14 protein-coding genes are annotated in these 13,428 nt (G+C 66.4%); 6 read left to right on the forward strand and 8 right to left on the reverse strand.

Annotated elements, in window-relative coordinates; genetic code table 11:
• Positions 1-129 precede the first annotated feature (129 nt).
• From ACFVTE_RS13900 to ACFVTE_RS13915, 4 genes are all read left to right on the forward strand, one after another.
• Positions 130-1,023, forward strand: coding sequence for a ribonuclease Z (locus ACFVTE_RS13900; RefSeq protein WP_387101256.1), 894 nt, complete (start codon positions 130-132; stop codon positions 1,021-1,023).
• Positions 1,024-1,068: 45 nt separating this feature from the next.
• Positions 1,069-2,193 carry a 23S rRNA (uracil(747)-C(5))-methyltransferase RlmC gene (gene rlmC, locus ACFVTE_RS13905; protein ID WP_387101258.1) on the forward strand — a complete coding sequence of 375 codons (1,125 nt, stop codon included), beginning with the start codon at positions 1,069-1,071 and terminating at the stop codon, positions 2,191-2,193.
• Positions 2,194-2,342: 149 nt separating this feature from the next.
• Positions 2,343-2,729: an Hpt domain-containing protein gene (locus ACFVTE_RS13910; RefSeq protein ID WP_387101260.1), complete on the forward strand. Its 387-nt coding sequence runs from the start codon at positions 2,343-2,345 to the stop codon at positions 2,727-2,729.
• 156 nt (positions 2,730-2,885) lie between these two features.
• On the forward strand, positions 2,886-3,476 hold the full coding sequence (locus ACFVTE_RS13915) for a DoxX family protein (protein WP_387101262.1): 591 nt from the start codon (positions 2,886-2,888) through the stop codon (positions 3,474-3,476).
• A gap of 37 nt (positions 3,477-3,513) precedes the next feature.
• Here ACFVTE_RS13915 and ACFVTE_RS13920 read toward each other — a convergent pair whose 3' ends face one another.
• From ACFVTE_RS13920 to ACFVTE_RS13935, 4 genes are all read right to left on the reverse strand, one after another.
• On the reverse strand, positions 3,514-4,488 hold the full coding sequence (locus tag ACFVTE_RS13920) for a dienelactone hydrolase family protein (RefSeq protein ID WP_387101264.1): 975 nt from the start codon (positions 4,486-4,488) through the stop codon (positions 3,514-3,516).
• 86 nt (positions 4,489-4,574) lie between these two features.
• Entirely contained in the window at positions 4,575-5,081 is a 507-nt protein-coding gene (locus ACFVTE_RS13925) for a DUF664 domain-containing protein (protein ID WP_387101265.1), read from the reverse strand.
• A gap of 10 nt (positions 5,082-5,091) precedes the next feature.
• Positions 5,092-5,931: an aldo/keto reductase gene (locus ACFVTE_RS13930; protein ID WP_387101267.1), complete on the reverse strand. Its 840-nt coding sequence runs from the start codon at positions 5,929-5,931 to the stop codon at positions 5,092-5,094.
• Between the two features lie 332 nt (positions 5,932-6,263).
• Positions 6,264-6,386 (reverse strand): hypothetical protein, encoded by a 123-nt coding sequence (locus ACFVTE_RS13935; protein ID WP_387101269.1) that lies wholly within the window; start codon positions 6,384-6,386, stop codon positions 6,264-6,266.
• A gap of 159 nt (positions 6,387-6,545) precedes the next feature.
• Between ACFVTE_RS13935 and ACFVTE_RS13940 the strand changes: the two genes are divergently transcribed.
• On the forward strand, positions 6,546-7,070 hold the full coding sequence (locus tag ACFVTE_RS13940; RefSeq protein ID WP_387101271.1) for a DUF2087 domain-containing protein: 525 nt from the start codon (positions 6,546-6,548) through the stop codon (positions 7,068-7,070).
• Between the two features lie 2 nt (positions 7,071-7,072).
• Here ACFVTE_RS13940 and ACFVTE_RS13945 read toward each other — a convergent pair whose 3' ends face one another.
• The 3 genes from ACFVTE_RS13945 to ACFVTE_RS13955 form a co-directional block, all read right to left on the reverse strand.
• Positions 7,073-7,498 (reverse strand): ChaB family protein, encoded by a 426-nt coding sequence (locus ACFVTE_RS13945; protein WP_387101272.1) that lies wholly within the window; start codon positions 7,496-7,498, stop codon positions 7,073-7,075.
• 149 nt (positions 7,499-7,647) lie between these two features.
• Positions 7,648-8,898, reverse strand: a complete 1,251-nt coding sequence (locus ACFVTE_RS13950; protein ID WP_387101274.1) for a hypothetical protein — start codon at positions 8,896-8,898, stop codon at positions 7,648-7,650.
• A gap of 102 nt (positions 8,899-9,000) precedes the next feature.
• Positions 9,001-9,957, reverse strand: coding sequence for a GlxA family transcriptional regulator (locus ACFVTE_RS13955; RefSeq protein WP_387101276.1), 957 nt, complete (start codon positions 9,955-9,957; stop codon positions 9,001-9,003).
• A 111-nt stretch (positions 9,958-10,068) separates the two neighbouring features.
• On the opposite strand from ACFVTE_RS13955, the gene ACFVTE_RS13960 reads away from it, so the two are divergent.
• On the forward strand, positions 10,069-11,400 hold the full coding sequence (locus tag ACFVTE_RS13960) for an alpha/beta fold hydrolase (RefSeq protein WP_387101278.1): 1,332 nt from the start codon (positions 10,069-10,071) through the stop codon (positions 11,398-11,400).
• A 45-nt stretch (positions 11,401-11,445) separates the two neighbouring features.
• Here ACFVTE_RS13960 and ACFVTE_RS13965 read toward each other — a convergent pair whose 3' ends face one another.
• A complete protein-coding gene (locus tag ACFVTE_RS13965; RefSeq protein ID WP_387101280.1) occupies positions 11,446-13,377 on the reverse strand; it encodes a glycoside hydrolase family 15 protein in 1,932 nt (643 codons plus the stop codon).
• Positions 13,378-13,428: the final 51 nt, after the last annotated feature.

Consider the following 13,428-nt stretch of genomic DNA (forward strand, 5'->3'; position numbering starts at 1 on the left):
TGACGGGACGGGCGCTGATTCTTGCCAGCGCTGCTGCCTGCGAGCGCCGCCAATCCGGGCCGCCGGCGAGCGCCCGCGGTGCCATCCGGTGGCCTGCTGACAGCAAGGGCCTGTGAGACACTCTGTGTCATGCGCGAACTCGTCGTCCTTGGCACCGCATCGCAGGTCCCGACGCGGACGCGCAACCACAACGGATACCTGCTGCGGTGGGACGGCGAGGGCCTCCTCTTCGACCCCGGCGAGGGCACCCAGCGGCAGATGATCCATGCCGGAGTCTCCGCCAACCAGATCACCCGCATCTGCCTGACCCACGTCCACGGTGACCATTGCTACGGGCTTCCCGGCGTGCTGTCCCGGATGGCCCTGGACGGTGTGAAGCACCCGGTCCACCTGCACTATCCCGCGTCCGGAGAAGACGTTGTCCGGGCACTCGTGTCCGTGGCCTCGCCCGGCATCGATCTTCGCCTGCAACCCCACGCGGATGCAGGGGAAATTGCCCCGGGGCTGGAGGTGCGGCCCCTCCGGCACCGGATCGAGACCTACGGCTACCGGCTGACCGAGCCTGATGGCCGCACCATGCTGCCGGAGCGGCTGGCGGCGGCGGGCATTACGGGCGCGGACGCGGGCCGTCTGCAGCGGGAAGGAGTCCTGCGGGGAGTGCGGCTTGGGGACGTCAGCATTCCGCGCGTGGGGCAGGGCTTCGCCTTCATCATGGACACCGCCCCATGCGAGGGAGCCGAGGGGCTGGCCGCCGGCGTCGACCTCCTGGTCACGGAGTCCACCTTCAGCGACGACGACGCCGAACTGGCGGCGCAGTACGCTCACCTCACGGCCGGGCAGGCCGGTGATCTGGCCGCCAACGGCGGTGCCGGGACTCTCGTCCTCACACACTTTTCCTCCCGCTACGGCGACGTGGACATCCTGGCCCAACAGGCACGGGCCCGCTCGGGAGGGACCGCCGTCGTACTGGCCAACGACCTGGATCGGATCAGCCTTCCCAAGCGGCAACGGCCGCCTTCCTGACCGGCGGCCAGAAGAAGCCTGCAGAAAAAGTAGAATTAACCAGACATGCAATGTTCCTACTTCGATGCCGCCCGCTGCCTCTCCTGCACCCACATGGGCAGGCCCTACGACGAGCAGCTGGCCGGCAAGCAGCTCCACTGCCAGACACTCCTCTCCGACCACGCGTCCGTAGAGTGGCTGCCGCCTGTGGCGAGCCGCGAGTCCGGCTTCCGCAACAAGGCCAAGATGGTGGTGGGCGGAACGGCCAAGAACGCGACCATCGGGATCCTTGACGCCGAAGGCCGCGGCGTTGACCTGCGCGAATGCGGCGTCTGCTCCCCGGGGCTCCTCGCATGCTTCCCGGTCCTGGCGGCCTTCATCAGCCGGGCCCACCTGACGCCCTACGATGTCCCCCGGCGCAGCGGCGAGCTCAAACACCTGATCATCACCGAATCCCCAGACGGTGAGATCATGCTGCGCCTCGTGCTGCGTTCGGAGAAGCTCGTGCCGCGCATCCGGGAGCACCTCCCCACGCTCCTGGCCGCCCTGCCGCAGGTCAAGGTGGTCTCGGTTAACCTGCACCCGGAACACAAGGCAGTCCTGGAAGGTGACCGCGAGATTCTGCTCACCGGGCAGTCCACGCTGCGGATGCGCGTCAATGACCTCGATCTCCACCTGCGGCCGCAGAGCTTCTTCCAGACAAACAGCGACATGGCGGCGGCCCTGTACCGGCAGGGGCGCGAGTGGGTCAACGAACTGGCCCCCGCGTCGGTCTGGGACCTGTACTGCGGCGTCGGCGGTTTTGCCCTGCACTGCGCCGACCCGTCCCGTGACGTCACCGGCATTGAAACCAGCCGCGAAGCCATCGTTTCGGCCAGGCTCAGCAGCGACGAGGCAGGGCTCCAGCGCATGCACTTCGAGGCGGGCGATGCCACTGCCTTTGCCGTCACGGCGGACCGGGCGCCCGAACTGGTTATCGTCAATCCGCCACGGCGCGGCATCGGCAAGGAACTGTGCGGCTGGCTGGAATCCTCCTCCGTGCAGCACGTGGTGTACTCCAGCTGCGACGCGCAGTCCCTGGCCCGTGACCTGGCGGCACTCCCCTCGTTCACCGCCCGGCGGGCACGGGTGCTGGACATGTTCCCGCAGACCACGCATTACGAGGTCATGGTGCTGCTCGAACGCGCCTAGCCGCGTCCCCCGCATTCTTGATCCGAACATCGGCAAATGTTTCTCCCGTCTTGAGGTCTCCGCGGGACAGTGTCCGGTAAGCCGCGCAGCAAGGTCGCGGCATGGACTGATGGGCGGGACATGCGGAGGACAGCAGCGGGCGGTGCACGGTGAATGGCGCAGAGGACATTCCCGTCCTGGACGCCGGCCCGCTGCAGACCCTTGCCGCCGAGGTCGGTCCAGCCTTCGCCGAGGCCTTCATCGATGACTACCTTCAGATGCTGCCGGACCGGGCGTCGAAGATCCTTCGCGCCCTGACCGGCGGTGACCCGCGGATGGCAGCGGACGCCGTCGTCAGCCTGAGGGCCACGTCCGCCATGGCCGGAGCCCTGCGGCTCGAGCGGTGCTGCAAGGAACTGGAATCACGCATCCGGCGCGGGCAGCGTCTTGAACCCGATGCGGTCAGGGCAGTGCTGTATGCGAACATCCGGCTGCTGGTGCGTGAAGCCGGACGCCAGGGGTACCTGCCGCAGTCACGGGCCAAGGGCCAGGAATAAGGACGACGGCGGGTACCCGGCTCACCCTGCCCCACACACCCTGGTAAGTTCACCGGACCAAAGCCCCCTGAAACCCCGCTCCCGCGGACGTAGAATCGTCGGACAGGATCGCCTGAAGAGCAGCCGCACAGCTGAACCGATTACAGGAGGATTTCCATGAGCCGCACGAGCACCAGTCCAGTCGCCCCGGTCGCCGCCACCGCTGCACAGACCATTTTCCGTGTGGGACTCGGCGGCGTCCTCATTGCCCACGGCACCCAGAAGCTGTTCGGCTGGTTCGGCGGCGGCGGGATCGAGGGCACCAGCAAAGGCATGCACGCCATGGGCTTCCGGCCTGCGAAGCCAAGCGCCGTCCTCGCCGGCCTCGGCGAGGCGGGTGCGGGCCTTGCCCTGGCGCTGGGCTTCGCCACTCCCGCTGCCGGTGCCGCTGCTGCCACCACCATGGGTGTTGCGGCCAGCGTGCACGCCCCCAACGGCTTCTTCGCCACCGAAGGCGGCCTTGAGTACCCGGCAGTCCTGGGGCTTGCGGCAGCATCCTTCACGATTGGCGGGCCGGGCAGCTTCTCCCTCGACTCCGTCACCGGCCACGTACTGGACCGCCCCTGGATGCGGGCCGTTGCCCTGGCCGTGATTCCGACGGCCATCGCGGTCCAGGTGTACCGCCGCCAGAAGGCACTGGCCCACGACGCGTCCGGCCAGCCCGGCCCGGACACCGCGAACGCCACCGGCCCGGAAAGCACCGGCTAGGCAGCTGCCCTCTTGGCAATTGCCGCCTGGGCGACCGCTAGACGTACTTCCTGAACCACGCCAGCGTGTCGTTCCAGGCAGCTGTGGCCTGCTGCTCGTTGTAGCGCTCGCCGGTGTCGTTGTGGAAGGCATGGTCGACGCCGGGATAGACCTTGAGCTGGTTGCGCACGCTGGTTGCCGCCAGGGCATCCCGGAGTTGCGGCATGGACCCGGTGATCCTGTCGTCCAGTTCGGCGTAAACACCGAACACGGCAGGCTTGATGGACGGCACCTTGTCCAGGTCAGGGGCCGGCCCGTAGAAGGCCGAAGTCGCCTTGAGGCCGGTGATCTCCACCGCCGACTGCCAGGTGATGCCCCCACCGAAGCAGTAGCCGGTCATGGCGATCCGGCCCTGCTCCACGAAGTCCTGCTTCTGCAGGTAGTCGAATCCGGCTGCGAAGTCCGCGACTTGCCGCCGCGCGCCCGCCTGCGCGAGGGCACCGGGGACGGCATCCCGGTCCAGGCTCGCCGTGCCGCCTTCCCTGCTCAGCAGGTCGATCGCCAGGGCCGCATATCCTTCCTTGGCGAAGCGCCGGGCCACGTCCTGGATGTGGGGTGTCAGCCCGCGGTTCTCGTGGCAGACCAGGACGGCGGGGCCGGGTTTCCCGCCTTCGGGTCGGGCGAGGTAAGCGCTGATCTCGGTGCCGCCGGACGCAAACTTTACTGTCGACGTCGTAATTCCGGCCGCCCCCTCGGGAACGGACAGCGGGCTCTTCGCCCCGGGAACGGCGCCGCCTGAGGCAGTGCCCGTAGCGGAGCCTGATGTCGGGGTTGGAGTGGGCATGGGGTCGGTACTGCGGGGGACTTCCTGGGGCGTGCACCCGACCAGCAGCATCGCGGCGGCCGCGGCGGCCATGCTGCCGGTGATGAACGCGACCCGGCGGGTGAAGGTGTGCTGGCTCATGGCCCCGGCACGGTAGTCGTCGAAAAATTCCTCGATCAGGTACTTCTCAAACTTCCCAAGCTGGGTCATGACGGCCTCCTGGAGTTTTTGCCGCCTATCCTCCTCCGAGCCCCAACACCAGGCAAGAGGACCGCGTGCCACCCGGGCGGCCAGTCCTAGCCGCCGTCTTTCAGACCCTTGGCGTAGGCGGCCTGCCCCGCATGCTGAAGGCAGTCGGCAACCGTGCTGACCAGCCGGACGCCGAACGTTACTGGCGGGTCCCAGCGGGTATCCACGACCCGGTCGAGGTCATTGTCGCCGAGCGCGCCCAGAACCTCCGCTGTCTGCCGGTGCACCGCCTCGTAGTATTCAGCGAGCAGCTCCCGCGGAGCCCGCACGGCGTCGACCTTGTCTGACGAATGGCCGTAGCCGGTGTCCCGTTCGGGAAGCGGCAGGTCAAAGCGGCCGGCAAATCTCTGTGATGTCCAGACCTGTTGCAGCCCGGCAGCGGAAGCAACCTGCGCGTCCTCAACCCGGCTGAGGTGCCAGATCAGCCATGCGATGGAGTTGCCGTTGCCGGCCGGCCTCCGGGCCAGGGCTTCGTCGTCGAGCCCTTCGAGTGTGGCGTCCACAATCTCGCGGATACGGCCAAAGGCGTCCAGCAAGACTTCGTTGGATTTCATCGGGTCCCCTTTACATTTGGCTGTGGGCGGCAACGGCAGGATCAGAACCGATGCGGGCACCGGCTTCGAGGGCCGTGATCCCGCTGATCTCGGCAGCCGTCAGCACGACGCCGGCGGCAGCCAGGTTGTCCCGCATCCGGCCGCTGTTGGCCGACTTGGGAATGACGATGGTGCCCTGGGCGAGGTGCCAGGCCAGTACCACCTGGGCTGGGGTGACGCCGTACCTGTCGGCCACGGACGTCACCGCCGCAGCGTCCAGGTCAGCACCCTGGCCCAAGGGGCTGTACGCCTCCACGGCAATGCCGTGGGAGCGGCTCTTCGCCGCCAGTTCGGGCTGCTGGAATGTGGGGTGCAGCTCGAACTGGTTGACCGCCGGAACGATGTCCGCTGACTGGAGGAGCGTGTCCAGGTGGTCCGCCAGGAAGTTTGACACGCCGATCGCACGGATCTCGCCGCTTGCGTGCAGTTTCTCCATCGCTTTCCACGCCCCGGTGAAGAGGTTCCGGGATGGCACCGGCCAGTGGATCAGGTACAGGTCGACGTAGTCGACGCCCAATGCACGGCGGCTGTTCTGGAAGGCTTCCTGGGCCATGCCCTGCTCGCCGTTGCGGAGCTTGGTGGTGAGGAAGATGTCCTCACGGCGGATCCCCGACGCGGCGATTGCGGCGCCGACGGCGGCTTCGTTGCCGTACGCCGCCGCGGTGTCGATGTGGCGGTAGCCGGCTTCCAAGGCGTCCTCCACAATCCGCTGGGTCTCCTCCGGCGGGACCTGGAAGACGCCGAAGCCCAGCTGCGGGATCTGGACGCCGTTATTCAGGGTGACATTCGGTACTGCCTCGTTCGGCGCCATCAAATTCCTCTGTTGCTGGGGCGGGTCACCCTAAGTATGCCTCCCACCGGGGCGGGGGCGGAGGAACTTACTCGTGAGCAGGCCACCTGGACCATTGGTATGACCTCGGAAAGCCATGCGCCCAACACGGCCAGCGCAATAGCCCAGGTTGTTCCCTGCCGTTTCGTGCCCGCTCACTCAGAGTTGTCCCCGGGACCATTCCACATCACGACGCCGGTCAGGCGCCAGAGGCTCGACGGGCCAATTCCGGGCAGTGGACGGCGGATCCGACGCAGGGGAACTAGGCGACGGCGACCACTCCCCCGGTCACCAGCTGCAGGGTAGTCGCGTCATCAGGTGCGGTAAGGATAGACGGTGGCGTCGGCCGCCGGTCCTTCGACCCGGATTATTCCTACGTCTACCAGGCCGGCGGCCAGTTCGACGGCGAACGCTTCCGGGTCCCGTGTCCTAACCATGGCCTTTTACGCCGCCTTACTCGTAGTGCGTGGCCCGAGCAGGCCGCGTCCAATGAAGCCTTTCGGCCTGAACCGCCCGGGACTACGATTTTGCCTGTTGTACCCGCCAACGCCAACCGGCACTGTCCCGGCAGGCCAGAGCTTATAAGGGGGAATGCGGTGAGCAGGGAGACCAGGCAGACAGGGCCACACTGGCGGCGGGTGGTCGCGGCGCTCGCCAACCGGGATGCGCGGACCGCCTACGCGCAGATTGTGCTCGGGGCAACGGCCGAGGACGTGTCTCCCGCTCTGGCCGGCCAACGGCGCGACCGTGCCATCGCCGCCCTGCTCGACGCTGGCCTGGTTGAACGGACCGCCGGCAATGGACTGGAGGCATCCGAGTCGATCTTTCGTGACCTCCTCACGCAACAGCCCAGACGCCAGCCGCGGAGTGGAGTGGCGCGGTTCATGCGTCTAGGCCGGATCGACAGGTATCCGGCCAACCAGGGCGAGCGGCGGGAACTCCTGGCCTGGATCGCCGAAGAGACCTTCGAGCCGGGAGAAGAGCTCACCGAGCGGAAGGTCAATGAACGGCTTCTCAGCTACACCGACGATGTGGTGCTGCTGCGCCGCTACATGATCGATTTCGGCGTGCTGGAGCGGACGCCGTCGGGATCGTCCTACTTCCGCCCCAAAGACCGGTAGGCTCAGTCGCCCCGAGCCCTCCGGGTGGCGGCGTCGTTGGCTTTCTGCAGCGCCTCGACAAGTTCCTCCTTGTCCATTTTCGAACGTCCGTCGATGTTGAGTTCCCGGGCCCGCTTGTAGAGGTGTTCCTTGGAAGCGTTCGCGTCGACGCCTCCGGCCGTCGGCGCCGGGGAATCCATTCCCTCTTCCGCGTGCCGGTCAGAAGGTCCGCGCCTTTCCTTCGGCTCCCAATGGTCACCCACCTTCTCATAGCTGTGCTTCAACGATGCGAAGGCGGTCCGGGCCGCCCGGCTCTCGTCGTTGTCATAGGACTCAAGCGCTGAATCGTAGGTCTTGGCGAATGTGTCCTGGGCTTTCTGGTCCGAACGCTGCAGGGTCGAGGGAAGCTCGTCCTTGCGGGCGTGATCGTTCTTGCCGGTCTTGGGCATGCCACCCACGCTCCTTCATCAACAGACGAATCATGCGGATGGAACCAGCTTGGCACTGATGCGTAGTTTTTGCATGGGCATGTGCCCGTGTGGGCGGAATTTGAGCACGACATCCGGTACCAGGCTGTGGGGCGCATCAAACCCCTGTGCTAGGCATCCTCGGAATCCAGGTCGAAGTCGGGCAGGTCTAACAGGCCCAGCTCCTCCAGCAGCGTCGCGTCCTCATACGTGGTTGCTATGCACCGGAACACGGCAGGCGGTATCCGGAAATGGGTGTCGATCGTCAGGATCCCCTGCTCCGCCAGGCCCTCGAGTTGGCCCAGGGCCGCGGCCTTCAGCGTCTCGACCGTGGCCCTCTCCTCTGCCGACGCACCTTTCCGCGGGTCCAGAATGGTGTCGGTCCGCGGAGGATCCTCCGAGGCCGCCGCCAGCAGGATCGAAGCCACCGTTGCGGCAACGAGGACTTCCCAGGGCTGATCAGGGTCATAGCCAAGCACCGAGACCGAGAGGAACTGTTCGACGAAGAACACCAGTTCTTCCAGCCGGTCCGGGGTACTGCCAGCCTGGAAAACGGCGGAGGCCGCCGTCGGCTCCGCCTTCGTCGGCCCGATCTTGATCAGGTCAGTGCGGGCCAGCGCCTCCCACGCCTGCGCCAATAGCGGCACCTCATACATGCTGCGGACTGTCTGCGTTTCCGAACCACCGTTCCCGGCCTTCGGGGCTCCGGCCTGCTTGGAGCCGCCCCTGGCTTTCAGCCCGAAGCACGCCGCCGCTGCTTCGATGTCCTTCGTCCGGAGCGCACCGGTTGCGGTCACCGGCTTTGCGTCGCCGATCCACTGAAGCAGCGCCGTGGTCCGCTGGATCAGCGGGAGCTCCACGAAGACTTCCAGGGCGTCCTCGTCGGAGATGGCGGGCACGTCGACGAGGGCCCAATCATCCGTCTCCTCTATTAGCGCGTTGAGAAGTTCAACCACGTCGGCGAGCTGTTCGGCTGAACCCGACCACCGGTCCGTGTCCGCAAGGAAGTCAACGAACCCGTGCACAGCGGCGACGACAAACTCACCCCGGTCGTCGTCGTCTTCGTCAACCGGCGTGGAGGCGAGATCGGCACCAAGGGCTTCGGCCAGGATCACAGGGTCCAGGCGTGTCAGGTCAGCGGCGGCCACACGGTCCAGGTACCGGCCCATGACGCTTTCTATGGCTGCCAGGCAATCCAGGGCGGTGGCAGCAGCGCCGGGAGCGCCGTCGTCGAACCATCGGACAAATGCCGGCGCGAGCGAGTCAACTGCCCGCCCGGCCCGGAAAGAGCTCAGGGAAGCTGGCGAAGAGCCGCGTGCGGCTGGACTTCCCGAACGGGCGGGGCCCTTGCGCTTATTCCGGTTCCTGCCGTTCTTGCTCATGCTGCCCCTGACTGAATTCTCGTTGGTTCCTACGACGACGGTACTTACCATTGGCGCGGTGTTCCACCAGGCGCGCTGCACCCGTGGACGTGCTCCTGGCCACTAAGCTTCGCGCGTCAGGCTCCGGTTCCGGCCCTGGTAGAGGCGGCGGTAGCTGGAGGGTGTGGTGTTGAGTTCGCGCATGAAGTGGAGCCGGAAGTTGGCTGCTGTTCCCAAGCCTGTCCTGGACGCGACTGCCTGCACTGTCAGGTCGGTCGTTTCGAGCAGCCGGCATGCCTCGGCGATGCGCTGGCTGGTCAGCCAGCGCAGTGGCGTCGTTCCCGCTTCCGCCAGGAACTTGCGTGCGAAGCTGCTGGGCGCCCAGCCGGCGTGGACGGCCATGTCGACGACGGTCAGCGGCTCCGCAAGATGCTGCCTGGCCCAGGCGCACGTGTCGGCGAAGTGGCTGAGCGGCGCGGCAACGGGGCGTTCAATGAACTGCGCCTGGCCGCCCTCGCGGTGAGGGGCGACGACCATGCGCCGGGCGATGCGGTTGGCTGCCTCGGTGCCATAGTCCTTGCGGACCAGATGCAGGCACAGGTCGATGCCCGCCGCGACGCCGGCACTGGTGCTGACACCGCCCTCGTCGATGTACAGCACTCCGGCGTCGACCGAGACTGCCGGGTGCAGGGTCTGAAGGCGCTGCGCGTTTCGCCAATGCGTTGTGGCGCGTTTCCCGTCAAGGAGTCCGGCGGCCGCCAACGCGAAAGCCCCGGTGCAGACGGACACCACCCTGGCTCCGTTCCGCGCCGCCTCACGGAGGGCTTCGCAGACGTTGGCCGGAGGGTCGTTGAGCGGGCTGAATCCGGGCACAACGACGGTGTCGGCCGACAGCAGCGCGTCGAGGCCCTCCGCGGCGTGGATGGCATACCCGGTTGTGGTGGGGACCAGGCCTGGGTCGGCGGCACAGACGGCGAAGGAGTACAGTTTCCGCTCGTCCTCATGGCCGAAGACCTGCGCTGGAATCGCAAGGTCAAAGGCGACGACGTCCGGCAACGCCAGGGCAACCACACGGTGCATGAGGCCACTGTACCCACGCCGCCAGTGTCCGGATCCCTGTCGGCAGGATCCTTTTCATCCTGGCAATTTTTACCTCTCCCCCGGAGTGCCGCCGGCAGCCAGTCTTAACCCATGCTCAGCTTTCGACCTTCACAGACTCCTCTGCCGGCTTCTTCCCGGCCCGCCACCCGGACCAAGAAGCCGCGCCGGCGCCTTCGCACCCTGGGTATTGCGGCCGCCGTCGTGGCCATCCTCCTCTTTGCATCCACAGTCGCCAATCTCGCCCTGAGTCAGGCGGAGCGGGCCGCGACCAGCCCGTATGGGCAAAGGGTGCAGACAAGCCACGGCTCCCTCAACGTGGTTCGCGCATCTGGGAACGGCAGGACGCGGCAGTCCATTGTGCTGCTCAGCGGCCTCGGTACGCCGGCACCGGCGCTGGACTTTGCACCACTCATCCGGGAACTTGGCGACTACGACGTCGTGGTCGTGGAAGGGTTCGGCTACGGATACAGCGACCAGCCCCCTGTGGAACGCACGGTCGAGAACATCACCTCCGAGTTGCATGAGGCCCTGGCAAATGCGGACGTGCCCGGACCCTACATCCTCGGCGGCCACTCCATCGCCGGTCTCTACACGCTCGCCTACGCGAACCGGTACCGCAGCGACGTCTCGGCGGTCATCGGCATTGACCCCACAGTGCCCGCCGCCAATACTATCCACGCGGACCAGACCGGCGTGCCGTCCGGCGGCATCAATTGGGAAGGTCTGGTGGCTGCCAGCGGCCTGCTCCGCTGGGTCACCGCGCTCGCCCCCAGCCTCGTGGAACCGGACGGCACCGCCTACACGTCCGGTGAGCGGGATCAGATGCGCACGATGGCGAACTGGAACTTCGGCAACCCGTCCGTCCTCGACGAGACCAGCAGGATCACCGACAACGCCCGCAAGGTGCAGGCAATGCGTTACCCGGACGACCTTCCCGTGCTGACCTTCCTCGCCTCCGCGAAGGAGACCGCTCCGGACACTGCGCTGCACGAGAGCCGGCTGCAAAACGTCCGGCACCACGAAACTGTGATGCTTCCCGGCGGACACTACCTGCACTGGACCCATGCGCAAGCCATGGCCGGCAAGATCAAAGCCTTCGTCACAGCGAACGTGCCCGGAATGCATCTGGGGGACGGTCCCGCGGGAGTCACGCACAACTTACCGAGTGGGCTCTGGTTCGACCAGCACCAGGATCGTGTCCGGGCGTACGCCGTCGAATTTCATGGCGTCGGCCGCTGCCTCCGACTGCATCATTCGCTGGAACGTGTCCATGTCCGGGACTTCGACGATCAGTCCGACGCGGTTGGTTTTCCCAGGATCGACAAAGGTTCGAACAGTCATGCCCATAGGTCCGAAGAGTTCCCGGCGTCGCGGCGAATTGAGCCAGTGGTTAACGTCGTCGACCTCATGGAAGATCAGTAGAGTTGCCATCGTTGCCTCTGCTTTCGAAAGGGGTACAGGGAGCGGTTACATGTTGCGGTGTGCCGGGGCGAATTGCCTCACGCGGTCGGTCTCTTCGGCGCGAATGAGGTGCATGAGCGCGTTGATGAGGGCCAAGTGGGTGAACGCCTGTGGGAAGTTGCCGAGATGACGGCCATTCACCGGATCCAGCTCCTCGGCGTAGAGCCCCAGCGGACTGGCGTGGGACAGCAGGCGTTCGCACAATGCTTTGGCGCGGGCCACTTCTCCGATCTCAACGAGGGCTGAGACGAGCCAAAACGAGCACATAGTAAAGGTCCCCTCAGCACCGGTGAGTCCGTCGTCGGTCTGCTCGGTGCGGTAGCGCAGGACGAGTCCGTTCCGGGTGAGTTCATCCGCGATGGCCAAAACGGTGGCACGAACGCGTGGATCATTGGCTGGCAGGAACCGGACAAGCGGGATAAGGAGCAACGAAGCGTCGAGGTTCGTGGTGCCGTAGGACTGTACGAACACTCCGCGGTCGTCGAGACCGTTGCGGCAGATGTCGTCATGGATCTCCGCCGCGATTGTGTCCCACTTCCGGGCGTAATCGGCCTGCCCGTGCAACCGCGCCAACCGGGCGCCCCGATCCAGGGCGACCCAGCACATGAGCTTGGAGGAGGTGAAGTGCTGCAGCTCGCCGCGGACCTCCCAGATGCCGTGGTCGGTGTCTCGCCAGTGCGAGGCTGCCTGCTCGACCTGGCGGAGCAGGATGGGCCATAGCGGCTCGGGGAGCTGGTCCCGGGACTTGGCATGGAGGTAAACGGAGTCCAGCATGGTGCCCCAGACGTCGAGCTGCCGTTGGTGGACCGCAGCGTTGCCCACGCGGACGGGCCGGGCCCCCTCGTAGCCTTCGAGCCCCTCAACCACGGACTCAGGGAGATCCCTTTCGCCCCCGATGCCGTACATGATCTGCAGGTCGTCCTCGGCCGCAACGTCGCGGATGAAGGAGAAGAAGTCGTCTGCCTCTCGGTCCAGACCGAGGGTGTACAGGGCCCACAACGCGAAGGTGGAGTCTCGCACCCACGTATATCGGTAGTCCCAGTTTCGCTCTCCCGCGGGCGTCTCGGGCAGTGACGTGGTGGGCGCGGCGATTAGGGCTCCGGTCGGCGCATAGGTGAGCCCTTTCAACGTCAGCGCGCTGCGTTGCAGCTCCTCCCGCCATGGGTGGTCTGGGAACTCCCCCACCGTGATCCACTGCCGCCAGAACTCGGTGGTCTGCCACTGCTTCTGGGTGGCTTCCTCCCACGTTCTTGGTGGGGGCACCGATGTCCAGGAGAGCGCGATAAACGCCTCCTCACCCTCGGTCATCTGGCTGCGAATGATCGCGATGGAGTCCTCAATGCCCAACTGGCGGTCGGTGGTGAGACGGAGGACCGGATCCCCCTCGTCGCTGCTGATGGTACTGGCCTCCCCGTATCCGGGGCTGACGAACTCCCACCGTGCCCGACGTCGGCCGTAGTCGAAGACCGGCTCGCACAGGACGGATAGCTCCACGGCTCCGCTGACGCACCGGACGGTACGCAGCAGGCAATGCTCGGCCTCGTAGTTCGTCGGCGGGCGGCGGTATCTGCGCGCCCTCTTCTCCGTGTGGTGCCAGGGGCCCATCACCAGGGCATCCCTCACAATCATCCAGCCCGTTCTGGTCTGCCAGGTGGTCTCCAGGATGAGGCTTCCGGGGAGATAGCGGCGCGCAGTAGGTTCCCGGATGCCGTACGGTGCCACCTTGAAACCGCCCGCGGCCCGGTCGAGCATGGTGGAAAACGCACTCGGTGAATCGTGACGCGGCAGGCACATCCACTCCACCTGCCCGCTCGGGGCGATCAGGCAGTTGGCCTCACAATCTGACAGGAACGCGTAGTCTGCGATCGGCGGGAACGGGCTCATGCCCCGCGCAGGCCGCTTCCTTCCCGCAGCCCGAGATCCGACGTCGATCATCATTCACCCAGTATGCTCCGCGATGCTACAGATGACACTCCCTCGAACCGCTGC

Origin of the sequence: Arthrobacter sp. NPDC058097, from assembly GCF_042884885.1 — a bacterium.
In the GTDB taxonomy this organism is placed as follows: Bacteria; Actinomycetota; Actinomycetes; order Actinomycetales; family Micrococcaceae; genus Arthrobacter.

Coding starts and splice junctions, on each gene's coding strand:
- ACFVTE_RS13900 (WP_387101256.1), top strand. CDS start 130: ATGCGCGAACTCGTCGTCCTTGGCACCGCATCGCAGGTCCCGACGCGG.
- rlmC (WP_387101258.1), top strand. CDS start 1,069: ATGCAATGTTCCTACTTCGATGCCGCCCGCTGCCTCTCCTGCACCCAC.
- ACFVTE_RS13915 (WP_387101262.1), top strand. CDS start 2,886: ATGAGCCGCACGAGCACCAGTCCAGTCGCCCCGGTCGCCGCCACCGCT.
- ACFVTE_RS13920 (WP_387101264.1), bottom strand. CDS start 4,488: ATGACCCAGCTTGGGAAGTTTGAGAAGTACCTGATCGAGGAATTTTTC.
- ACFVTE_RS13925 (WP_387101265.1), bottom strand. CDS start 5,081: ATGAAATCCAACGAAGTCTTGCTGGACGCCTTTGGCCGTATCCGCGAG.
- ACFVTE_RS13930 (WP_387101267.1), bottom strand. CDS start 5,931: ATGGCGCCGAACGAGGCAGTACCGAATGTCACCCTGAATAACGGCGTC.
- ACFVTE_RS13935 (WP_387101269.1), bottom strand. CDS start 6,386: ATGGTTAGGACACGGGACCCGGAAGCGTTCGCCGTCGAACTGGCCGCC.
- ACFVTE_RS13945 (WP_387101272.1), bottom strand. CDS start 7,498: ATGCCCAAGACCGGCAAGAACGATCACGCCCGCAAGGACGAGCTTCCC.
- ACFVTE_RS13950 (WP_387101274.1), bottom strand. CDS start 8,898: ATGAGCAAGAACGGCAGGAACCGGAATAAGCGCAAGGGCCCCGCCCGT.
- ACFVTE_RS13955 (WP_387101276.1), bottom strand. CDS start 9,957: ATGCACCGTGTGGTTGCCCTGGCGTTGCCGGACGTCGTCGCCTTTGAC.
- ACFVTE_RS13960 (WP_387101278.1), top strand. CDS start 10,069: ATGCTCAGCTTTCGACCTTCACAGACTCCTCTGCCGGCTTCTTCCCGG.
- ACFVTE_RS13965 (WP_387101280.1), bottom strand. CDS start 13,377: ATGATGATCGACGTCGGATCTCGGGCTGCGGGAAGGAAGCGGCCTGCG.